Origin of the sequence: Enterococcus faecium, from assembly GCF_029023785.1 — a bacterium.
Taxonomy (GTDB): domain Bacteria; phylum Bacillota; class Bacilli; order Lactobacillales; family Enterococcaceae; genus Enterococcus_B; species Enterococcus_B faecium.
Genome location: NZ_CP118955.1, coordinates 349,994 through 371,710 on the forward strand (window position 1 = coordinate 349,994; position 21,717 = coordinate 371,710).

18 protein-coding genes and 1 other annotated feature are annotated in these 21,717 nt (G+C 39.4%); of the genes, 10 read left to right on the forward strand and 8 right to left on the reverse strand.

Going from position 1 to position 21,717, the window contains the following annotated elements; all coding sequences use genetic code 11:
• Nucleotides 1-17 precede the first annotated feature (17 nt).
• On the reverse strand, nucleotides 18-338 hold the full coding sequence (locus PYW34_RS01685; protein WP_002289297.1) for a heavy metal-binding domain-containing protein: 321 nt from the start codon (nucleotides 336-338) through the stop codon (nucleotides 18-20).
• Nucleotides 339-491: 153 nt separating this feature from the next.
• Between PYW34_RS01685 and dhaM the strand changes: the two genes are divergently transcribed.
• The 5 genes from dhaM to PYW34_RS01710 all read left to right on the forward strand — a co-directional run bounded on the left by dhaM (nucleotide 492) and on the right by PYW34_RS01710 (nucleotide 4,259).
• Nucleotides 492-887: a dihydroxyacetone kinase phosphoryl donor subunit DhaM gene (dhaM, locus tag PYW34_RS01690; RefSeq protein ID WP_002304157.1), complete on the forward strand. Its 396-nt coding sequence runs from the start codon at nucleotides 492-494 to the stop codon at nucleotides 885-887.
• A complete protein-coding gene (gene dhaK / locus PYW34_RS01695) occupies nucleotides 862-1,872 on the forward strand; it encodes a dihydroxyacetone kinase subunit DhaK (protein WP_002289294.1) in 1,011 nt (336 codons plus the stop codon). The genes dhaM and dhaK overlap by 26 nt, the downstream gene beginning before the upstream one ends.
• Nucleotides 1,873-1,899: 27 nt before the next feature.
• Nucleotides 1,900-2,505 carry a dihydroxyacetone kinase subunit DhaL gene (gene dhaL / locus PYW34_RS01700; protein WP_002289293.1) on the forward strand — a complete coding sequence of 202 codons (606 nt, stop codon included), beginning with the start codon at nucleotides 1,900-1,902 and terminating at the stop codon, nucleotides 2,503-2,505.
• Between the two features lie 146 nt (nucleotides 2,506-2,651).
• On the forward strand, nucleotides 2,652-3,317 hold the full coding sequence (locus tag PYW34_RS01705) for a glucose-6-phosphate 1-dehydrogenase family protein (protein WP_002289292.1): 666 nt from the start codon (nucleotides 2,652-2,654) through the stop codon (nucleotides 3,315-3,317).
• Between the two features lie 282 nt (nucleotides 3,318-3,599).
• Nucleotides 3,600-4,259 carry a Crp/Fnr family transcriptional regulator gene (locus tag PYW34_RS01710; protein WP_002289290.1) on the forward strand — a complete coding sequence of 220 codons (660 nt, stop codon included), beginning with the start codon at nucleotides 3,600-3,602 and terminating at the stop codon, nucleotides 4,257-4,259.
• A 76-nt stretch (nucleotides 4,260-4,335) separates the two neighbouring features.
• On the opposite strand, the gene PYW34_RS01715 is transcribed toward PYW34_RS01710, so the two are convergent.
• Entirely contained in the window at nucleotides 4,336-5,946 is a 1,611-nt protein-coding gene (locus PYW34_RS01715) for an ABC transporter permease (protein ID WP_002301601.1), read from the reverse strand.
• A gap of 12 nt (nucleotides 5,947-5,958) precedes the next feature.
• Nucleotides 5,959-6,840 (reverse strand): ABC transporter ATP-binding protein, encoded by an 882-nt coding sequence (locus PYW34_RS01720; protein ID WP_002294635.1) that lies wholly within the window; start codon nucleotides 6,838-6,840, stop codon nucleotides 5,959-5,961.
• 253 nt (nucleotides 6,841-7,093) lie between these two features.
• On the opposite strand from PYW34_RS01720, the gene PYW34_RS01725 reads away from it, so the two are divergent.
• Nucleotides 7,094-7,693: a TetR/AcrR family transcriptional regulator gene (locus tag PYW34_RS01725; RefSeq protein WP_002294634.1), complete on the forward strand. Its 600-nt coding sequence runs from the start codon at nucleotides 7,094-7,096 to the stop codon at nucleotides 7,691-7,693.
• 68 nt (nucleotides 7,694-7,761) lie between these two features.
• Here PYW34_RS01725 and PYW34_RS01730 read toward each other — a convergent pair whose 3' ends face one another.
• The gene (locus tag PYW34_RS01730; RefSeq protein ID WP_002296829.1) at nucleotides 7,762-9,063 is read right to left on the reverse strand and encodes a polysaccharide deacetylase family protein; all 1,302 of its coding nucleotides are present in this window, start codon (nucleotides 9,061-9,063) and stop codon (nucleotides 7,762-7,764) included.
• A 262-nt stretch (nucleotides 9,064-9,325) separates the two neighbouring features.
• Nucleotides 9,326-9,531: a binding site (T-box leader), on the forward strand.
• A gap of 111 nt (nucleotides 9,532-9,642) precedes the next feature.
• On the opposite strand from PYW34_RS01730, the gene tyrS reads away from it, so the two are divergent.
• The 4 genes from tyrS (at nucleotide 9,643) to nhaC (ending at nucleotide 16,208) form a co-directional block, all read left to right on the forward strand.
• Complete coding sequence (gene tyrS / locus PYW34_RS01735) at nucleotides 9,643-10,899, forward strand: tyrosine--tRNA ligase (protein WP_002294629.1); 1,257 nt, start codon at nucleotides 9,643-9,645, stop codon at nucleotides 10,897-10,899.
• A gap of 290 nt (nucleotides 10,900-11,189) precedes the next feature.
• The gene (tdc, locus tag PYW34_RS01740; RefSeq protein WP_002286400.1) at nucleotides 11,190-13,067 is read left to right on the forward strand and encodes a tyrosine decarboxylase; all 1,878 of its coding nucleotides are present in this window, start codon (nucleotides 11,190-11,192) and stop codon (nucleotides 13,065-13,067) included.
• Nucleotides 13,068-13,333: 266 nt separating this feature from the next.
• Nucleotides 13,334-14,731 carry a tyrosine-tyramine antiporter gene (tyrP, locus tag PYW34_RS01745; RefSeq protein ID WP_002316652.1) on the forward strand — a complete coding sequence of 466 codons (1,398 nt, stop codon included), beginning with the start codon at nucleotides 13,334-13,336 and terminating at the stop codon, nucleotides 14,729-14,731.
• 109 nt (nucleotides 14,732-14,840) lie between these two features.
• On the forward strand, nucleotides 14,841-16,208 hold the full coding sequence (gene nhaC / locus PYW34_RS01750; protein WP_002286385.1) for a Na+/H+ antiporter NhaC: 1,368 nt from the start codon (nucleotides 14,841-14,843) through the stop codon (nucleotides 16,206-16,208).
• 280 nt (nucleotides 16,209-16,488) lie between these two features.
• Here nhaC and PYW34_RS01755 read toward each other — a convergent pair whose 3' ends face one another.
• The 4 genes from PYW34_RS01755 to PYW34_RS01770 are packed head-to-tail and all read right to left on the reverse strand — an operon-like array spanning nucleotide 16,489 to nucleotide 21,482.
• Nucleotides 16,489-17,508, reverse strand: coding sequence for a LacI family DNA-binding transcriptional regulator (locus tag PYW34_RS01755; protein ID WP_002294628.1), 1,020 nt, complete (start codon nucleotides 17,506-17,508; stop codon nucleotides 16,489-16,491).
• A gap of 21 nt (nucleotides 17,509-17,529) precedes the next feature.
• Complete coding sequence (locus tag PYW34_RS01760) at nucleotides 17,530-18,537, reverse strand: aldose epimerase family protein (protein ID WP_002294627.1); 1,008 nt, start codon at nucleotides 18,535-18,537, stop codon at nucleotides 17,530-17,532.
• Complete coding sequence (pgmB, locus tag PYW34_RS01765; protein WP_002286375.1) at nucleotides 18,530-19,195, reverse strand: beta-phosphoglucomutase; 666 nt, start codon at nucleotides 19,193-19,195, stop codon at nucleotides 18,530-18,532. The genes PYW34_RS01760 and pgmB overlap by 8 nt, the downstream gene beginning before the upstream one ends.
• Nucleotides 19,188-21,482: a glycoside hydrolase family 65 protein gene (locus PYW34_RS01770; protein ID WP_002333219.1), complete on the reverse strand. Its 2,295-nt coding sequence runs from the start codon at nucleotides 21,480-21,482 to the stop codon at nucleotides 19,188-19,190. The genes pgmB and PYW34_RS01770 overlap by 8 nt, the downstream gene beginning before the upstream one ends.
• Nucleotides 21,483-21,717: the final 235 nt, after the last annotated feature.

Sequence of the window (21,717 nt, forward strand, 5' to 3'; positions counted from 1 at the left end):
AAACAGATGTCCCCTACTTATCTCGTGGAGACAGCTGTTCCACTACATGTGACCATCAGCATGCCATTGTCGCTGCCTAATACTTCATAGTCCATTTTTACGCCAATGATCGCATCAGCTCCTAATGCTTTTGCACGTTCGGCCATTTCGGCAAGTGCTTCTTCTCTTGCACCCATTAGTTCGTTTTCATAGCTTTTTGAGCGGCCGCCAAAGATATTTCGCAACCCCGCCTCCAAGTCTTTAAATGCATGGATCCCAGTAATGACCTCACCAAAAACGATCCCTTTATAAGCTACTACGGCTTTTCCCTCTACACTGTTCGTTGTTGTTGTAATCATTCGATCACTCCTCTCTTTTAATTAAAGTATAACAAACTTCAAGAAGCACTACACATATTTTCCCAAAATTAGAAATTTATTATATACTTGAATTGTTCATTAATGAAAGCGAAACCAATCGTTAGCAACTATGTAAAAGAAAGGAAGATTCTTGTGAAAAAAAGTATTTTGCTTATTTCTCATAGTCAAAAAGTAACAGATGGTATTAAAGAAATGATTGAGCAGATGCAAAAATCCGAAGAGGTGCAAATTTTTTCTCTCGGCGGAATAAATGGCGAGATCGGATCAGACCCGATGAAAATCGTAGAAGCAGTCAATGAATCAAGCGATGCAGCTAGTTATTTTGTTTTTGCGGATATCGGTAGCGCGGTATTGAACTCGGAACTGGCAAAAGACATGTTGGAAGAAGAGCAGCAGCAACGTTATCATCTGGTGGATGCGCCTTTAGTGGAAGGAGCTTTTGCAGCAGCCATCACTGCCGGTATAACAGATGATACTCAGCAAATCTTAACAGAAGCACAAAATGCCGGAAAGAAAGGATGGGAATAAATTGAAAAAAATCATGAATGATCCAAGCAATATTGTCGAAGAAATGCTGGAAGGATTAGTAAAAAGCTATCCAGAACTTGTTCATCGTGTAGAATCTTCCCGTGTTGTAGCCAAGAATCAGAAAGCGGAACAAGTTGGTTTGGTTTCTGGTGGAGGAAGCGGACATGAACCATCCCATGCCGGGTTTGTAGGGGAAGGGATGTTAAGTGCAGCGGTGCTTGGTGATGTGTTTACTTCTCCAACTCCAGATCAGATTCAGACGGCTATTAAGGAAGCGGATAGTGGAAAAGGAGTTTTGCTGATCGTTAAGAATTATACAGGGGATGCATTGAACTTCGATATGGCAAAGGAATTAGCTGCTATGGACGATATTGAAGTAGAAAGTGTGATCGTAGATGATGATATCGCCGTTGAAAATAGTACGTATACTGCTGGAAAACGCGGAGTTGCAGGTACTGTCCTTGTACACAAAATCGTGGGCGATGCAGCAAGAAACGGTGCTTCCCTAGCTGAGTTGAAAGAACTGGGAGAAAAGGTCGTACAGGCAACTAAGACGATCGGTCTAGCGCTTCGAGCAGCAACTGTACCAGAAGTAGGGAAACCAGGATTCGAACTAGGAGAAGATGAGATCGAGTATGGTGTTGGTATCCACGGTGAGCCAGGCTATCGTCGAGAAAAGATGCAGCCTTCTAAAGTACTGGCAAAGGAACTTGTTACTAAGATTTTAGATGATTACTCGAATTTACCAAAAGAAGCAGGTGTACTAGTCAACGGAATGGGCGGGACGCCTTTGATGGAACAGTTCGTGTTCATGAATGATGTTTTAGCTCTGTTGGAAGAAAGAGGCGTCAATGTAGTTTTCCGAAAAGTCGGTAATTTTATGACCTCACTAGATATGCAAGGTCTTTCTCTAACACTGATCGACTTGACGGAGACACAATGGAAAGATTCTTTAGAAAGCAATGTACAGACGATTTCATGGTAAAAAATCTCAAGATAAAAGGGTGATAATATGAAACTAACCGTTCAAGAAATCCAAGAATGGCTCACGCAATTTGCAGAGGCAATCAATCAGAACAAACAATATCTCAGTGATCTAGATACCCCGATTGGCGATGGAGACCATGGAAATAACATGGGAAGAGGGGTTTCAGCTTATGAAGAAGCTTTTCAAGCCGATCATCCTGAAACAATCAGCGATACATTCAAAGTATTCTCTATGGCGATGATATCGAAAGTCGGTGGGGCTTCTGGTCCGTTATACGGATCTGCATTCATGAACATGATGAAAGCGACAAAAGAGGTCGATTCTATTGATTCTCAAGAAAAATTAGGCGAAGTGATCGAGCAGGGAACAGCGGGTATTCAAAGCCGAGGAAAGGCAGAAGCTGACGATAAAACGATGTTAGATGTTTGGCTGCCAGTCACAGAGGCATTGAAGGCAGGGAATTTAACAAAAGAAATCATTGACCAGGCAAAAGAACACACCAAAGTCTTGGTAGCTAAAAAAGGACGAGCTTCCTATCTAGGAGAGCGTGCAATCGGACATATCGACCCAGGAGCTGCTTCTAGTGCCATTTTATTTTCAACGCTTTTAGATGTGATCAATCAACCTTAAGTTCAATAAAACTGCGGTGATGCTCATCGCAGTTTTTTGTTTGGCTGTTCTTATGACTTGATGCAGAACAGCTTTTTCACAACCTCTATTTGTCCATATCGCAAAATTCAGGTAGAATACAAAAGATAACGGAAAGAGGCGAAACAATGGAACTTGGAAAATCAGATTATCAGTTGTTTGATCGACCAATCTACGCATTCAAACAGCTCAAAGAGAGCCATCCAACAGATAAGATTGAACAAATCAAGAAAGAATATAAAGAACACTGGCAAAAATGGAAAGAGATTCAGCTCCAGACAGCTGCACTTTTGCCTGATATGTACGGCATGAGCAAACCTAAAATCGAAAGCTGGACGAATGGCTGGAATTTACGCAGTCATTTTTGGAGCGCGTACCGAAGCGAATCTCGTCAAGACGAGAATGCCTGTCTAGCAGTTTTGTTGAATCAAAAACAATACCAAATCTATTTGATGTACCAACATTATAAAAGCGAAGAACGATATGGTAGCATTGCAGCGTATAACCAGTTGCTTGCGATACTGAAAGAGTGGAGCAAAACAGTCGATATCAAGGATTATTACATATGGCCGCAACCAGAACATGAACTTGACGACCACTTAGCTTTGTCTGACTATTTGTCCGATACAAAGAAACAAGAAGAGTTGAAAAAAGCGATGAGAGACCGAACCTTTCAAATGGGTAAACTATTCTTCTATCCGCAAGAAATCGAACACGTTGAGCAAATAACCGCTGAAACCTTACAAGAACTAGCACCACTATATCAAAAGCTAGGTGCGGAAAAATTTCAATAGACAACACGAAATAAGCAATGCGAAAAACAAACCTTACTCTCGGCTTGCGAGTGAAGGTTTGTTTTTGATTATTCAAAAAGTAAATATTTAAAAAATTGATAGGAATCAATTACTTAAGGTCTCAAAAGAAGGAAAATAAAGCAAGGGACAAAAAGAAATCCACTCTATTTGCTGGTATCTGGTTCGCTTGACGTTTATGCTATGATAAAAGAAAATTATCAGTTGGAATAAGGGAAGTTATGTTTCTTTATTAGAAATAGCTGTTTAGAAGGAGGAGAGATTATGAGTCATGATCATTTATGTGTTTCATTTGTTCCTTTGTTCAATCACTTAGTACAGCAAGATCAAGAAAAAGTACACGCACTTGTCAAACATCACTATGTGGAAAAAGGAGAACAGATTCTTGCGCCGAATGGAGAACCTCAATTAGTGATCGTGGCCTCCGGCAGTATGAAAGTGTATCAATTATCTGCTAGCGGAAAGGAACAGCTTTTACGAGTAATAGAGCCGGGCGGATATGAGGGAGAGAGCCAGTTGCTAGGCGTTCCAAATGAGTCTTTATTTGGCGAAGCACTAGAAAAAACGGAAATTTGCATATTGAGACAAAAAGATTTCTCGGAACTCTTACTGCATTATCCCGCCCTTAGTCTGAAACTTTTAGCAATCAACGTTGAGAAATTAACAAAAGTACAGCAGCAGACAACTTTTTTGATGATGGAAAAAGTAGAAGAACGAGTCGCTGTCTATCTGCTTGACTTAGCTAAAGCGACAGGGAAGGATCACTTTTTCCTGCCAATGAAAATGAAAGAACTTGCTGCATTTATCGGTACGACCCCCGAAACTTTATCTAGAAAATTTAAATTATTAGAGGAGAATGGTTATGTAAAAAGAAAGAATCGAGAAGTCTGGATCATTGATAAAGAGCAGTTAGAAGACTTGTAAATAAAAAAATGACCTCCAAATGTTGGATTTTTGACCCAGATTTGGAGGCTAGCATGAAATTGTACATGCTTTTTTATTATCCTTCTAGTAAGTCTCTTCGCCTATAACCAATAGAACCAAGGACGAACAGTGCAAGGCTGATACATGATAACGTAAGGAACACGGAAAGATCAAAAGAATCGTTTGGCATCCGTGGAACCCAGCTAGGGACAGCTGTTTTGGAAAACCATTCTGGTAAATCCAAAATTCCGCCAAAGTAATTGAGTGCAAAGGAGTAAGCTAAGTAGATATAAGCAAGTTTACCCATTCGAGGAAGCCATCCGAATAGAAAGCCACTAATTCCGATAAACACTAAAACGGCAGGCAGGAAATTGAACCCGGCTTTAAGAAACATCAATAGATCCATGTCTTTCGCATCCTTCATCGAAGCCAAAGCAGAAAGCCCTAGTGCACCAGAACTAATCAGGATTGCCAATATAGCAAATAGAATAGCTAGTAACATATTGGTCCAATAAAGTTGGTTCCTAGAAATTTTTGTTGCGAACAGCTGATTCATACGTCCGTGGGTTTCTTCTGTAAATAAACGATTGATGCTAGCAATTGGTAAAATAGCAGCTAGACAAATCAAGACGACCATGATCGTGCTTGTAAAGTTTTTTTCAATTGAGACGCCAGATTGGATAAACATCTGTTTCATTAAGTCGTTACTTTCTAAAAACTGTTGCATATTCCCGTAGATAGAGCCGTATGCCGCCCCCATCAAACCAAAAGTGATAAGCCAACTGATTGTCATCCCTTTATTTAGATAGAATAATAAACCACGCAAGGATAAAAGAGAACGTTTAGCATACGGTTTTCCTTCACGTTCGGGGATATAGCCGGTGTTCAAATCTCGATGTTCCTCTAAAACAAATGAACTGATTATCAAGATTAGACTGAACAAAAACAAATAAAGCAAAGGAATCCAGTTGTTAGTTGTAAATGGATAGGTCAAATAAGACCAGCCTAAAGGATTCCACATCGAAAGGGAGGAATCAGCTACATCTGTTATTGCTCGTAGAAGGTAAAGTCCACCTAAAAACGCTAAAGACAGACCATTCGAACTGGCTGAACTTGGCATCAGTTGTGCAGCAAACAGTGCAACGGCACTCCCCAAAATCCCCATACTACCTACAGATAGCCCAAAAAGCCAAGCACCTTCTGCAGTGATCGAATCTGCTTGGAAAAAAATCATCGTACAGCTGATCGATATTGCTAAAAGCAAATTGATCAGAATACTTTCAGCGATGACAGCTAAAGAGTTTGCTTGACGTCCGACTCGAAAGGAACGAATAAGTTCAATCAGACCAAGTTCTTCTTTTTTTCTCGTTTGGCTCACCACGTGTAAAACAGAGATCACAGCAGCAAACAAACTGCAAAAAAGCAACATTTCATTTGCATACATCGCTCCTAAAGTATACTCAGCAGCATTCGAAGCTGGAGTTGGTCCGACCATTGCAATCATTGCCGGGTTTTGCAAGGTTTCGTATAATCCAGCTAATCCTTGTCCGGAAGTCAATTCTTCAAACGCAGGGACAAAACCACCAGAAAAAGCAGTGACACCGACTAGCCATATCAGGATCTTTTTCCAGTCACGGCTAAGGTTTTGAGAAAAAAGGGTGGACCAGCGTGAAAATTTATCAGTCATTTCGCTTCCTCCTCATCCTTCATAATGTCTCATGAATAAATCCTCAAGAGTCGGTGGAATAGATTCAAATTTTTTCACACCTAATTTGGACGCTTCAGCTAAAATCACATCGAAAGCTTCGTTATCAGCAGCAAATTGAGCGAGGTGACCTTTTTGCACAAAGTCATGGACACCGTTCAATTGTGCTAAGTGACTATTCTCTGCTTCTGTTTCTATAGTGATGGTCGAACGAGTCAAATGACGCAATTCATCGAGTGTTCCTTCTTCTACGACTGTTCCTTCGCGTATGATCACGACTTTATCCGCTAGTCGCTCGACTTCACTGAGAATATGAGAAGAAAGTAGGATGGATTTGCCCTGTTCTTTCAATTTTTCAACTTCTTCTTGGAAAATCGTTTCCATCAAAGGATCTAAACCAGAAGTAGGCTCATCAAATAAATAGAGATCCGAATCAACAGCCAAAGCAGCAATCAAGCCCACTTTTTGGCGATTTCCTTTTGAATAGTTTTTTGCTTTTTTCTTAGGATCAAGAGAGAAACGTTGAATCAGTTCATCTTTTTTTTGAGCACTCCCTTTTCCATGAAGCTTCATGAAGAGATCGATGATCGCTCCTCCAGTCAAATTTCCCCACAAAGAGATATCGCCTGGAACATAAGAAAGACGTTCATGGATAGATAAACTATCTTCCCATACATCTTGCCCAAAAATCGTTGCCGTTCCGCCGTCTTTTTTTATAATCCCTAAAAGTGTCCGAATCGTCGTGGATTTTCCAGAACCATTTGGTCCGATAAATCCAACGACTTCACCTGAATGTACGGTGAAAGAGACATCTTTTAAAGCTTCGAAACGACCAAAGCTCTTTTTCAAATGTGTGACTTTGACGATTTCTGCCATAAAAACCCCACTCCTTTTTCTAAAAATATATACTAAACAAGATTAAATAGTTTAATAAAAAGGTTTTATACCTTTTTATAAAACTTTTTTTATTATTTTAGTACATAATATTCTTTTTATAAATTTCTGTCAATGAATTCATAAACAAGGAATTGCTAGCTTGATACTTTCTCAATAGATAGTTATAATAAACCTCAGAATAAATTTGAACTATATATATTATAAAAGTTTAAAATTACGGGAGGCTCTACAAATGAACGGTTTTGAAAAGAGAGCACAAGAGAAAAAGAAAGAGATTTTACAAGCAGCTTTTGACTTGATGAACACAGACATAGGAACCGCTGGAGTGACAATGGATAAGGTAGCTGAGAACGCTCAGGTAAGTAAAGCGACGATTTTTAAATATTTTGGCAGCAAGGAAGGGCTGATTTATGAAGTATTTTTTGCATTTATGAATGATTTAGGGCAAGAAGCGAAAGCGTTGATTGCGGAAAATCTTCCATTTGAAGAAACACTGATTGCCATGAGTGAAAACAAAATCCGTTATCTCAATCGAGTGAACAAACAATTTTATATCGATTTGATGACATACTATACAAAAAAAGAAAAAAAAGAATTTTCTGACGCGATGGATGCGTATACGCAAGAAAGTTTCAGTATCATGCTTGATCTTTTCCATCGAGGGCGGAAAGAAGGAAAAGTGGATTTGAAATATTCGGATGAGTTCTTGATCCTCTATTTTCAAGCAATGGTAGAAGGAATTTCTAAGCCGGAGATATACGCAAAACTGCTTCCATATACAGCAGAATGGACAGAAGTCCTGATCAAGGGAATCGCACCGAAGAAGAAATAAAGCATAAAAAAGCCGAAACTGACGATAAAATGTCAGTTCGGCTTTTTTGGTTCATAAATGACGTAAAATCAAGCAGATTCGCGTGCTTCTTTGTCATAGACATCATGGACATTGATGAATGGATCAAGAATAGGATTTTTTCCGTCTAAATCAGATTGAAAACGAATGCCATCGATATTGATCCGAGCATTTCGATAGAAATCCGTACCTAATTGTCCCCAAGCTGGTGTAGAAGCATCGACATTACAGAAAATATCGAAACCTTGACTCTTCAAGTAAGCAAATTTTTGATTTTCTGCTGAATAAGGCTGCCAGTCGCTGATGTCTGCACCAAATGGATAAATCAGAATATTTGTTTTTCCTAGGATAGGTGCAACTTCTTGCTGCCACAATTCATTGTCTTTTTTTACATCTTCTAGTGAAGCTTGAGTCATATTCAAGTGACCCCATGTATGGGAAGCAAAGCTCCAGCCGTCTTTCTTCAACTGTTCCGCCACTTTTTTAGCTTCTTTAATCTCTTTTTTTGTTTTTTCATTGTCTCCATATTGAGATTTTGATGTTCGATAACCTAAAACTCCGTTGTAACCTGTCAGGGCCAAGGTACCTTTTGCGCCTCGATAAGAAAAATCAGGATGTTTCTTGACAAAGGCATCGATCAGAGGAACCATGTCAAAGTCACCGATTTCTTCTTTATCTTTCTCTTTATAGACATTTTTGATTTCATTGTTATTTGATACGACCAATCGGCTAGGAAAACCGGAATTATCCATATATTCATAATAGCTGACATCATCTTGTGAAAGAACCAATGGTTTTTTTCCTTCAGGTAGCGCAAGCCCGTTAAAGGAAAGATTTCCTTGTTCGTCTTTTTGGATCAAATCATTCAAATTAACTAAAACAAAATCATTTTGATAAAGTTGTTCGATCGAACGGTTGAATTCTTCAACAGTCACCATATAATCTTTGTATCCTTGTGCCTGTTGAGAGTGGAAGGCTTTTTGCGGGTCCACGATCAAGCTGTGGAAAAAGACATGAGAGATCTGAGTAGGATCAGACCAGTCGATCAGTTGTTCTTTCTCCTTTTTTAGTGTTTGAAGAAGCTGTTGTGTTTCAGTAGATCCGTTCTTACTATCTTTTTCCAATAACGCAATCGCTTGGTCATAATCGTAGCTTTGAGCCAGATTTTTTGCTTGAGTAACTAGTTGTTGCTTATCATCTGTCGGTTCTTTTGCTTTTTCTGTTATTTTTTTTTCAGGAATGATTGGTTCTTTTTTTGTAGATGATCGGATGACAAAAAACAAACTTAGAATTAAAATAACGATAGTTAAAGCAGAAGTGGCTCCTAAAATAATTTTTTGCTTTTTTTCCATATACCTCGTCCCTTGCTTTTTCATTTTTTTACTTGTCCCATTCCTTATTGTAACGAAGAAAGAATAAGAGGCAAAGTAAAGTGACTTCTCGATAAATTGCAGAAAAAATACAGAAAAAGTTATTTCTTTTAACAATAATTGAAAATAAAATGTTCGGAATTAGAGCGGATTCAAAAAAGAAAAAATGAGGAATTTAAAAAAAATATCCTTTTTCTGTTGACAAAGAAAAAGTTGCGCTCTATGATAGACACATATTAATAATAACAAGACGAAGATCGAAACGAAGTAGTTGTTAAAGCCAATGTTTCAGAAAGCTGGTGGTCGCTGCAAACCAGTACATGCTTTAAAGCGAATTACATTTCAGGAGTCTTTGGCAGTGATTGCCACGCGACAGCGTTAAATGTTCGAGAGGTATGTTGGATATCTAGACATACAAATTGGGTGGTACCGCGAGATTTCGTCCCTTGGCTTATATGCCAAGGGACTTTTTTTATTTCCTATCCTATCCTGAAGAAATAATTAATTACACATGCTAGCAGGTTCCTGCTTTCATAAAAAAACTACACGGAGGTCAGTAAAATGAATATTATTGATGAATTAACTTGGCGCGACGCCATTAATCAGCAAACAAACGAAGAAAGACTTCGCGAGCTCGTTGAAGAAAAGAGCATTTCACTTTATTGCGGCGTTGATCCAACTGGTGATTCGATGCATATCGGACATTTGATTCCATTTATGATGATGAAAAGATTCCAATTGGCAGGCCATCATCCATATATTCTGATTGGCGGCGGAACAGGAACGATCGGCGACCCAAGCGGCCGCAAAACAGAACGTGTGTTGCAAACGATGGAACAAGTGCAACATAACGTGGACGCACTTTCCAATCAAATGAGAAAATTGTTTGGTAAAGATGCAAATATCACATTTGTGAACAACTACGACTGGTTGTCAAAAATCTCTTTACTTGAATTTTTGAGAGACTACGGTAAAAACTTCAACATCAACACGATGTTAGCAAAAGATATCGTTGCCAGCCGTTTGGAAGTAGGAATCTCATTTACAGAGTTTACTTACCAAATTCTGCAATCTATCGACTTTTTGCATCTGCATAAAACATACGATGTGCAATTGCAAATCGGTGGAGCAGACCAATGGGGAAATATCACAGCTGGATTAGACCTAATCCGAAAATTAGAAGGACCAGAAGTAGAAGCGTTCGGTTTAACGATCCCATTGATGCTGAAGGCTGACGGAACGAAATTCGGAAAAACTGCAGGCGGTGCCGTTTGGCTTGATCCGAAGAAAACTTCACCATTTGAGTTCTACCAATTCTGGTTGAATCAAGATGATCGCGATGTAGTGAAATACTTGAAATTCTTTACTTTCTTGTCTCAAGAAGAAATCGAAGACTTAGCGAAAAAAGTAGAGACAGAACCTGAGAAACGTGAAGCACAACGCCGTTTGGCAGAAGAAGTTACAAGATTTGTGCATAGTGAAGAAGACTTGAAAGAAGCGCAAAAAATAACGCAAGCATTGTTCTCTGGAAATATTAAAGAACTAAATGCGGAAGAAATCGCGCAAGGATTCGGTAAAATGCCGAACGTTGAAATTTCAAGCACACCTGAAAATATCGTGGAACTGCTTGTTTCCACAAAAATTGAACCATCTAAACGTCAAGCACGTGAAGATGTTTCAAACGGAGCTATAAGTATTAACGGTGACCGCGTTACCGATTTAAATTTTGTCATAAATCCATCCGATGAATTCGATGGTAAGTTTGTGGTTATTCGAAAAGGTAAGAAAAATTACTTTTTGGCCAAAGTAATTGATTAGAATTTAGTAAGTTTTTACCTTGAAAAAGGGAAATACTATTACAACATTCCAATTTTGAAACCCATCCTAAAATAGAACGCTGGTTGTCGTTAATACAATCTTTGCGAGGGAGTTTACATTTGTAAATTCCCTCGTTTTTTTTAATTATTTCAAAAGTGTGAACAATTCGGATAATTGATACATATTAAAATATGATTAAAAATCAGGCCAAAACTTAGTTTACAGAATAGAAGAACAGGTGTAATGTAGGGCTCGACAAAATTTAAATATTTTTTTAGGAGGGTTTCACTATGAGTGAATCATTGTCGAAAGATCTAAACCTAAATGCCCTATTCATTGGGGACAAAGCTGAGAACGGCCAAATCTATAAAGCTTTGTTGAATGAATTGGTGGATGAACATTTAGGCTGGCGTCAAAACTACATGCCTCAAGACATGCCTATTATTACGCCAGAAGAAAAAAGCAGTGCTAGTTTTGAACACACTGTGAATAAAACAAAGGATGTTCTATCAGAAATTTCAGCGCGGATGCGTACCCATTCCGTTCCTTGGCATAATGCCGGACGTTACTGGGGTCATATGAACTCTGAAACATTGATGCCATCTTTACTAGCGTACAATTTTGCTATGCTATGGAATGGTAATAACGTTGCCTATGAATCTTCTCCTGCAACAAGCCAAATGGAAGAAGAAGTAGGAATGGAATTTGCAAAATTAATGAGCTATAAAGATGGCTGGGGCCACATCGTTGCTGATGGTTCTTTAGCAAACTTAGAAGGACTTTGGTATGCCCGCAACATCAAATCATTGCCGCTTGCAATGAAAGAAGTGACACCTGAACTAGTTGCTGGAAAAAGCGATTGGGAATTAATGAACTTGTCAACAGAAGAAATCATGAATCTGTTAGACAGCGTCCCAGAAAAAATCGACGAAATCAAAGCTCACTCAGCACGTAGCGGAAAACATTTAGAAAAATTAGGAAAATGGTTGGTTCCACAAACTAAACACTATTCATGGCTAAAAGCTGCCGACATCATCGGTATCGGTTTAGACCAAGTGATTCCAGTGCCAGTTGACCACAACTATCGCATGGACATCAACGAACTTGAAAAAATCGTTCGTGGTCTAGCAGCTGAAAAAACACCAATCCTAGGTGTAGTCGGTGTTGTAGGATCAACAGAAGAAGGAGCAATCGACGGTATCGATAAAATCGTTGCATTGCGTCGCGTATTAGAAAAAGACGGTATTTACTTCTACTTACACGTAGATGCTGCTTATGGCGGATACGGCCGTGCGATTTTCTTAGACGAAGACAACAACTTCATTCCATTTGAAGATTTAAAAGATGTTCATTACAAATACAATGTCTTTACAGAAAACAAAGATTATATCTTAGAAGAAGTACACAGTGCATATAAAGCAATCGAAGAAGCAGAATCTGTAACGATTGACCCACATAAAATGGGCTATGTTCCATATTCTGCCGGTGGTATCGTCATCAAAGATATCCGCATGAGAGACGTTATCTCTTACTTTGCGACATATGTATTTGAAAAAGGCGCAGATATCCCAGCATTACTTGGGGCTTATATCTTGGAAGGTTCAAAAGCAGGGGCAACAGCAGCCAGCGTTTGGGCAGCACACCATGTCTTACCTTTGAATGTCACAGGATATGGTAAATTAATGGGTGCATCAATCGAAGGTGCACATCGTTTCTACAACTTCTTGAATGACTTGTCATTTAAAGTAGGAGACAAAGAAATCGAAGTTCATCCATTAACTTATCCAGATTTCAATATGGTAGACTATGTATTCAAAGAAAAAGGCAACGATGACTTAGTTGCAATGAATAAATTGAACCATGACGTATATGATTATTCTTCATACGTGAAAGGAAGCATTTACGGTAATGAGTTCTTAACTTCACATACTGACTTTGCTATCCCAGACTATGGCAACAGCCCATTACAATTTGTGAACCAACTAGGATTCTCAGATGAAGAATGGAACCGTGCCGGAAAAGTAACTGTATTGCGTGCCAGCGTAATGACACCATACATGAACAAAGAAGAACACTTTGAAGAATATGCTGAAAAAATCAAAGCAGCTCTTCAAGAAAAATTGGAAAAAATCTACGCAGACCAATTATTGGCAAGCGAAGCAAAATAAGCAAGGTAATCATGTTAGAAAACAGCTTGAATACTAACTGTTTCTGACGCATGTTTGGATCTGAAGAGCAAGGGGAGACCTAAGCTCTTCGATCCCTTTGTTTTGAGGTTGTCTTTGAAGAAACCCTTCAAGCAATAGACTCAAAGAATCCCCTCAAATATTCGCTGAATTGTTTCGTTTATTGCTGAAACTACTTCAAAGACACCGTTATTTTATCCAAAAAATCAAGGAGAGTGTCAACGGTGAGTAAATCTGAAGTAAGTAAAATGGGTCTTGGGACCTTTATCGGTCTGACAATGGCACTGTGTGCAACGGTTCGGAGTATTCCTACGTTAGCCGCAGTCGGTTGGACATTGATTTTTTATTCAATTTTTGCAGTTTTGTTTTTTGCCGGTCCGATATCAATGGTTTCCGGTGAGCTTTCCACGATGCTTCCTCAAGAAGGCGGTCCTCAGTTATGGGTAAAAACAGCACTGGGCAGCAAATGGGGATTTGTCGTTGCATGGCTATTATGGGTGCAAATGTTCCCAGGTATGGTAATGGTCGCTTCTACTTTAGGACCATTGTTAGGAAACACATTTGGTAATGTAGAACTTGGCAATAATCACTGGTTCGTTTTAGGTTGTATTTTAGTTATCTACTGGATCATCACGATCTTGAACTTGAAATTCGATATGGCAAAAGTCGGCGGGAACATCGGTGTATGGCTAGGGGTATATATCCCAGTAGTCATCATGTTCGTTTTAGGTGTTTTGGCAGCCTTCAAAGTCGGACTAGTCTCAAACGGCTATCTAGGTGACTTTTCATGGTCAAAAGCTTTCCCTGACTTGGAACATATTGATTCATTGAAATACTTAGCTGGTATCACATTTATTTTTGTTGGGATCGAAATGAGTTCTGTTTACATGCCTCGTTTGAAAGACGCAACAAAAAATTATACAAAAGGCGTATTTATCGCTTTGATCGGATTAGTTTTATTGAATGTCATCAATGCGATGCTTGTAGCAAATGTCGTACCAGATGGAAAAATGGAATTAGCAAATATCACGCAGCCTATCTTGATTGACTGTCAAATCCTAGGCTTACCAGAAGTGATCGGAAATATCTTCAGCTTCATGGTATTTATTGGTGTGCTTTTACAATTATCAGCTTGGGTTACTGGACCATCAAAAACAATCATCCAAGTAGCTCGTGAAGGATTCCTTCCACCAAAATTCGGATTCCATAAAGAAAACAAATACGGCGTATCTAGAAATGTCGTTCTAACACAATCAATCGTTATTTCATTATTTGCTTTGCTTTATGGTGTAATGGATGACGTAAGTGCTGTATTCTTGACACTTACAAATGCTACAACTGTTATTTATTGTATCGTGTACATTTTGATTGCTGTTTCATTGCTTAAAATGCGTAAGAAACATCCAGAATTCGAACGTCCTTACCGAATTGGTAAAAACGGAAACGGATTAGCTTGGGTAGTCAGCTGCATGCTGATCTTCTCTATCATCGTTGTCGTATTTGCTACATTAGGTACAGCGACATTGAGTGATGCATTATTAGTAGCAGCTATCACAGTGGTCATGTTCGTTATTCCATTGATCATCAATCACTTCAAGAAAGATTCTTGGGGGATTGAGGTAGAAAAAAGTTTAGAAGAAAAATAAAAAAAATAAGTCTTTCAGCCGACGTTTTGTCGCTGATTTAGTAGGAGGTCCTGCCAAGTGAATAGTTTTTTCATGGCAGGGCCTTTTCATTTGAAATAGGAGATCGACGATGAATAAAAATATTTCTTTAAAAGAAAGTATCGCTGTATTGATCGTGTTGTTGGCACTCCTAGGAGTACTGATCATCGGATTCCAGCTCTCGCCACATATCCCGATCCTTGCAGCTTTCATGTGTTTGTTGTTTTATGGCAGATTTAAAAAGTTCACATGGGATGAGATCCATGACGGGATCATCAAAGGAATCACTCCAGGGATCATTCCAATCCTGATTTTTCTTTTGATTGGTGTCTTAGTTGCTTCATGGATTTTATCTGGAACCATCCCTACGATTATGGTTTATGGATTTAAACTTGTTTCTGTGCGTTTCTTTTTACCGACAGCATTTCTTGTTTGTGCAATTGTCGGAGTGACTGTCGGCAGTTCATTTACAACGATTTCGACGATTGGAATTGCTTTTTTGGGGATCGGTCATTTACTTGGATTCAATGATGCAATGACTACAGGCGCAGTCGTTTCCGGTGCCTTTTTAGGGAATAACTGCTCGCCTTTATCAGATACGACCAACTTGGCAGCGGGTATTGGAGGAGTTAATCTATTCGAACATATCGCTGGTATGCGTTATACGGATTTCCCAGCATTCGTCCTTTCGTTGATTTTTTATACGATATTAGGACATAACAGTCATTCAGCCGATCTAGCTAGTATCAATGAAATGATCCAAAACATGAAAGCGAGCTTTTGGATCTCTCCTTGGACATTGATTCCACTAGTTATTTTATTTGGGGGGGCAATCAAAAAAATTCCGGCTATCCCTACATTACTAGCGGGATCGACAGCTGCTCTCGTTCTTTCTTTTATCCATGAGAAAAGTTTGACGGTCGGAAAAGCAGCAGACATCTTGATGAATGGTTATGTCGCAAATACACCTGATCCAAAGCTAGATGAACTGCTTTCTCGAGGCGGGATCATGAGTATGTTAGGTTCTGCTAGTTTGATTTTACTTGCATTGGCATTAGGTGGGTTACTGATCAAATATCTGATCGTTGATACCATCGTTCAAGAATTAAAAGAAAAGATGGACCGACCTTCTCGTTTAGTCGGGTTTACTGCCTTGAGCTGTATCGGAATCAATCTGATCGTTGGAGAACAGTATCTGTCCATCATTCTTCCAGGAGAAACATTCAAGCGTTCTTTTGATGACGTTGGCTTATCAAAAACCTATTTGACACGAACACTAGCGGATTCAGGTGCGACCGTCAATTCTCTCGTACCGTGGGGAGTCAGCGGCACATTCATTATGGGAACGATGAAAGTTAGCGCGTTGCATTACTTGCCATTCGCCTTTTTCTCGATTCTTGCACCTGTCTTTACAATATTAGGCGGTTTTTTATTGAATCGTCGACGTGTAAAAAATTGAAGGAAGGAAAAAAGAGGCTGGGACAGAAGCGTTTAACTCCAAGAAATAAGAAGAAACTCAAGAAAATTGCTTTTTAAATTTTTGTGAATTTCAGCTTATTTCCGAAGGAGTTGCTTCTGCTTCCGCCGTTTATACGTGTTTAGAGCGTGAGATAAAAGTGTTCTTTACTTTTGTCCCACGCTCTTTTTTACAGATAAACAATGTGTTAGAAGTAGTATCTTCTTTTACATAAAAAGCTGACCATAGGATAAATGGTCGGCGTATTTAGTGAGTCAGCTATTTAGTATGGGTTTTCTAAAGGAACGACTGTCTCTCTTTTGATCAAGCGATGAGGGATGACCAAACGTACGCCACTGCTCAATTCTTCATGGATCAATTCGCGCAGCTTTTGCATAGCGACACGTCCTAATTCGGAGATATCGATATCGATACTTGTAAGGTAAGGGTGTGTTAATGTTGAGAAGATCGAGTTGTTGAAGCTAATGACGGAGAGTGTCTCTGGAATGACATAGCCGTACATTTGCGCCAACTGCATCGTGCGAAGGGCGAAGATATCGTCAATGACCACCAATGCTGTGGCTTCGTTTTCTTTCAACGTTTTCTCAAAGGACAGATAATCCTCCGGATGCTCTAGTACTACACTGGATAACGCAGGAAGACCAGCCATCATCATTGCTTTTTGATAACCGAAATATCGTTCGAAATACAAACTTTCATGAGTCGTGTTTGTCACAAACAGGATATTCTTATGTCCATTCTGGATCAAAAATTCTGTTGCTTGTTTACCTAGAAGCTGGTTATCATTATCTACATAAACGATTTCGTTCTCATGATGATAAGGCTGTCCGATCAAAGTGAAAGGGATGTGGTTTTGGTATAAATAATCAATGACAGGATCTTGACTATCTGAATACACTAGAATAAAACCATCTACTTGTTTTTGTAAATGCATACGCTGGACGTTCTCTAACAGCAATTCAAAATTTTTAGCAGTAGCGATTGCTGTAGTCATATCATAATTCCGCGCTTCTTCGTTGATTGCTTCCATGATCTCAAGATAAAATGGGTTACCGATCCGCTCTTTTGAATCAAGAGGGGGTAAGATTACGCCGATGGCACTGGAAATGCGTTTTCCTAGATTGCGGGCAGTCATGTTAGGAACATAACCTAGTTCATCCATAATTTTTCGGACTTTCTTCTTTGTTGTCTCGGAAATACTAGGATGATCGTTGATGACACGAGAGACGGTCGAGGTGGCAACACCGGCTTTTTTCGCCACATCTTTTACGGTAATAGCCATGATAAAAACACCTTTCTCTTGTTATTGTGCAGAGAACCGATAAATCGTCTGACTGATCCGTTCTTGACCAGGATGGAGGTTGATCGATCCAAATTTGGGGAAATGAACGATATCAGGGATTTCTTGCGGTTCGATTGCTAATCCGTAGTTTGAATGCATCTGTTTTCCATTGACAGAGAAATCAGCTTCGAATCCAGTCGTAGAAAATAATACCATACTTTTATTAGAAGTTGCTATAGTCATTTGGCGACCAGAATGCTTCTCGAATAATTGTAAGGAAGTTTTGGAAAGCCTAGGATGATGCAAAAGAAATACATCATCTAGTCCATCTGGATAACATGCAAGGATCTCTTGCAGTGTTGGGGATTTTCTAAAGTCGATTGGCAGTTTTTCTTTTTTTGTCCAATTTCCAGTAGGCAGTTTTTCTTGATCTAATTCAAGCACACCATCTAAAAAGACCGTTAACTGATGTTCATAGATGTCTCTTGTTCCATTTCCTGAAAGGTTGAAGTAGGCATGGTTGGTCGGATTGCAGATGGTTTCAACAAGGCTACTAGCAGAGGTTGTCATCTCTAATTCGTTTTTTGTTAAACGGTAAGTGATCGTAGCAGTGATTGGTCCTGGATAGGTAGAAAATTCATCTTTTAAGTAAAAGACCACACCTATTGATGATGGAGTTTTGAAAACTTCTACTTCCCAAAATTGGAAAGACCAGCCTTTCGTGCCACCGTGGATATGGTGTGATCCGCAGTTTTTCTCCAATCTATGCTCACCCCAAGAAGCATCCCGGATCCTTCCGGCTACAGGTCCGACAGTTGCTCCAAAAAAGCTTTTGTCTGTTAGAACATCTTCGAAACGATCGTAAGACAATAAAACATTTTCTGATTTTCCTTCTTTGTCTGGTGCGAAGATTTGGTGCAGGCGGGCACCGTAATTGAGAAGAACGACTTCTAAGTAGTCGTTCTTCAATGTGATTTTCTTTATTTCAGTCTCTGGAACTGGTACGACGGAGATCTCTGGATTATCCATGGTCATGCCACTTTTCTTTCAAGTAATCGATCGTAAGAAAAGTCGTATCAGGGACAAGCGGGATCTCCTCTCCAAGGTCTTCAGCACGTCCCACGCCAATTGGTTGAGCGCCACTTGAGAGGATGGCTTGGATACCGGCTTGCGCGTCTTCGATCCCGATACATTCTTCTGCTTTTAGTCCGACAGCTTTTGCTGCAAGGAGGAAGATATCTGGCGCAGGTTTTCCGTTTGTTGCTTCTGCCGGGTCGGCAATAGCATCAAAGTAAGGTGTAAGACCCATTTTTTCAAGTAGGAATGGCCCGTTTTTACTTGCAGAAGCAAGAGCAATCTTGATTTTTTCTTCTTTTAAAGAATCCAGTAAAGGCACGACCCCGGGGAAGACATCTTTTGGTTCGATCGTCTGGATCATCTCTAAATAATAATCGTTTTTTCTTTTCGCTAATTCTGCAAATTCTTCCTTTGAAAAAGAGTGTTCTTTTCCGCCATAAGCTAAAAGCAAAGAGAGTGAGTCTTCTCGGCTGACGCCTTTTAGCTGTTCGTTGAATGTGTGGTCGATCGTAATGCCGATTTCCTGACCAAGCTTTCGCCAAGCACGATAATGGAATTCAGCAGTATCGGTAATGACACCGTCTAAATCAAACAATACCCCTTTAAACATTTGCTTCCTCCTTTCTTAGCGTTATTTCTAGACGATCCGCTAAAGAATAAGACTGTTCATAGACGTAAATTTCTAGAGGAGAACCTTCTAATAACTCGAAAGTAACTTGTTCATCTGTGACTGAGATGAACAATAAACGTCCGCGATAATTGATATGGAAAGAATAAGCTTTCCAAGTTTTTGGCAGAAATGGTGCGAATCTCAACTGATCATGGGCAGTTTTCATTTGAGCAAATCCTTGGACAATCGACAACCAGCTACCAGTCATGGAAGTGATGTGCAAGCCGTCTTCTGTGTCGTTATTGTAATTATCCAAATCCAAGCGAGCTGTTCGCTGGTACATTTCTACAGCTTTGCTTTCCATTCCTAATTCTGCTGCTAAAATCGAATGGATACTTGGCGAAAGGGAAGACTCATGGACAGTCATTGGTTCATAGAAATCAAAGTTTTTTTGCTTTTCTTCTTTTGTAAAAGTATCATTGAAGAAATAAATCCCCTGTAGTACATCTGCCTGCTTGATGAAGCAAGATCTAAGGATTTTGTCCCAAGACCAATGCTGATTCAGAGGAAGATCGCTTGTGGGAATATCGGATACAGGCATGAGATCTTTATCTAAGAATGTGTCATGCTGGACAAAGATTCCTAATTCTTCGTCAACTGGGAAGTACATGTTCTCTGCGATATCTTTCCATTTGGCTAGTTCTTCTTCGCTGATAGTGATAGCAGCTTCTTTTTGATAAGTTAAATAATTTTCTCGCGTGTAACGCAAGACCCAAGCTGCGATCGTATTTGTATACCAATTGTTATTGATATTGTTCTCATATTCGTTTGGGCCGGTCACACCGTGGATCATGTATTTATTTGCTCGTTTTGAAAAATGGACACGGTCTGCCCAGAAGCGTGCGATTTCTGCTAAAACTTCCAGTCCTTCATTTTTCAAATATTCCGTATCGCCGGTGTAATTCGTATAATTGTAGATTGCATAGGCAATCGCGCCATTTCGGTGAATCTCCTCGAATGTGATTTCCCACTCGTTATGGCATTCGACACCAGTGAAGGTGACCATAGGATAAAGCGCGCCTTTTAATCCTTGTTGCTGAGCGTTGTGGATTGCTTGCGACAGTTGATTATGCCGATATTTCAGCAGATTCTTAGTTACTTCAGGTTTGGCTAAAGCAAGATAAAGAGGGACAGCATACGCTTCTGTATCCCAGTAAGTGGCTCCGCCGTATTTTTCTCCTGTGAATCCTTTGGGGCCGATATTCAATCGTTCATCTTCGCCGTAGTAAGTAGAGAATAGTTGGAACAAATTGAATCGAATACCTTGTTGTGCTTCTTCGTCTCCTTCGATGACCACATCGGCAAGCTTCCATCGTTCTGCCCAAGCCGCTGTTTGCTCTTCTTTTGCTTGGATATAATTGTTTGTCTGGTTCGTTAATTCTGAGACAGCTTTTTCTGCTTGCTGCGCTTCTGGAATATCTCTACTAGTAAGAACGATAATTTCTTTTTCCACTGACCATGTCTCACCTTGAGATAATTCTGCAGACAAGCAACCATGTAATGCTAAAGTATCTTCGTGATAGTCAGGGATGACTGATTTTCCATTAACGAAATGGCGCATTGCTGCAGTAACAGTAAATTGTTCAATCCCAAAGTTGTTTGGAATAGTTTTAGTCGTCAAATAGCCGATTTCTTCTATAGTTCCACGATCAATCTCATTCCAAAAATGTTCATCATAGTTGCTGTCTTCGTTTTGAACATTTCCATCCAATTTTGATACGAGTTTGACTGTTCCGCTACCTTCAAGCATTTCTATAGTTAAATAGATATAAGCTGATTCTTTTTTGACAATGCTCAGAAAACGTTCGAAGGAAATGCGTACTTTATTAGTAGAAGTAGTGATTGTGAATGTACGAGATAATACACCATTTTTCATATCTAATTCCCAGTAAAAGTCTTCTGGTTCCAAAGAAGCCAAGTCGATCAGCTGATCGTTGATCGAAATATCTATCGCGATAAAGTTCAAGGCGTTGATCACTTTTCCAAAGTATTCTGGATAACCATTTTTCCACCAGCCGACACGTGTCTTATCGGGATACCAGACACCCGCCAAATAAGTACCTTGATGGTGGTCCCCTGAGTAAGTTTCTTCAAAGTTCCCGCGCATCCCCATATAACCGTTTCCAATACTTGTTAAAGATTCTTGCAGTCGAAGATTTTTTTTATCTAATTGTGTCGTGCTGATTTTCCATGGATCAATAGCAAATAGTCGTTTGATCTGTTTCATTTTTCTCCTCCTAATGAGCTGTTTTATACGTTCATAATAAACGCAACCGATTGCACAAGTCAATAGACAAAAGAAAATATTTCATAGAAAAAAGCTTAAAAAAATAAATTTTTAGGAGAAAATTATAGAAGGGAACACACGTATTATAGGTTTTATAGAATGGTATAGACAGAAAAATAAAAAATAAAGCATTTACAAAAAAGAAAACGCACGCTATAATACGTTTAACGAAACC

Bases quoted from the DNA above. Each gene is read 5' to 3' on its own strand.
- PYW34_RS01730 (WP_002296829.1), bottom strand. From the start codon at position 9,063: ATGGAAAAAAAGCAAAAAATTATTTTAGGAGCCACTTCTGCTTTAACT.
- PYW34_RS01705 (WP_002289292.1), top strand. From the start codon at position 2,652: ATGGAACTTGGAAAATCAGATTATCAGTTGTTTGATCGACCAATCTAC.
- PYW34_RS01685 (WP_002289297.1), bottom strand. From the start codon at position 338: ATGATTACAACAACAACGAACAGTGTAGAGGGAAAAGCCGTAGTAGCT.
- PYW34_RS01715 (WP_002301601.1), bottom strand. From the start codon at position 5,946: ATGACTGATAAATTTTCACGCTGGTCCACCCTTTTTTCTCAAAACCTT.
- tyrS (WP_002294629.1), top strand. From the start codon at position 9,643: ATGAATATTATTGATGAATTAACTTGGCGCGACGCCATTAATCAGCAA.
- PYW34_RS01725 (WP_002294634.1), top strand. From the start codon at position 7,094: ATGAACGGTTTTGAAAAGAGAGCACAAGAGAAAAAGAAAGAGATTTTA.
- tdc (WP_002286400.1), top strand. From the start codon at position 11,190: ATGAGTGAATCATTGTCGAAAGATCTAAACCTAAATGCCCTATTCATT.
- tyrP (WP_002316652.1), top strand. From the start codon at position 13,334: ATGGGTCTTGGGACCTTTATCGGTCTGACAATGGCACTGTGTGCAACG.
- PYW34_RS01760 (WP_002294627.1), bottom strand. From the start codon at position 18,537: ATGGATAATCCAGAGATCTCCGTCGTACCAGTTCCAGAGACTGAAATA.
- PYW34_RS01755 (WP_002294628.1), bottom strand. From the start codon at position 17,508: ATGGCTATTACCGTAAAAGATGTGGCGAAAAAAGCCGGTGTTGCCACC.
- dhaK (WP_002289294.1), top strand. From the start codon at position 862: ATGCCGGAAAGAAAGGATGGGAATAAATTGAAAAAAATCATGAATGAT.
- pgmB (WP_002286375.1), bottom strand. From the start codon at position 19,195: ATGTTTAAAGGGGTATTGTTTGATTTAGACGGTGTCATTACCGATACT.
- PYW34_RS01770 (WP_002333219.1), bottom strand. From the start codon at position 21,482: ATGAAACAGATCAAACGACTATTTGCTATTGATCCATGGAAAATCAGC.
- PYW34_RS01720 (WP_002294635.1), bottom strand. From the start codon at position 6,840: ATGGCAGAAATCGTCAAAGTCACACATTTGAAAAAGAGCTTTGGTCGT.
- nhaC (WP_002286385.1), top strand. From the start codon at position 14,841: ATGAATAAAAATATTTCTTTAAAAGAAAGTATCGCTGTATTGATCGTG.
- PYW34_RS01710 (WP_002289290.1), top strand. From the start codon at position 3,600: ATGAGTCATGATCATTTATGTGTTTCATTTGTTCCTTTGTTCAATCAC.
- dhaL (WP_002289293.1), top strand. From the start codon at position 1,900: ATGAAACTAACCGTTCAAGAAATCCAAGAATGGCTCACGCAATTTGCA.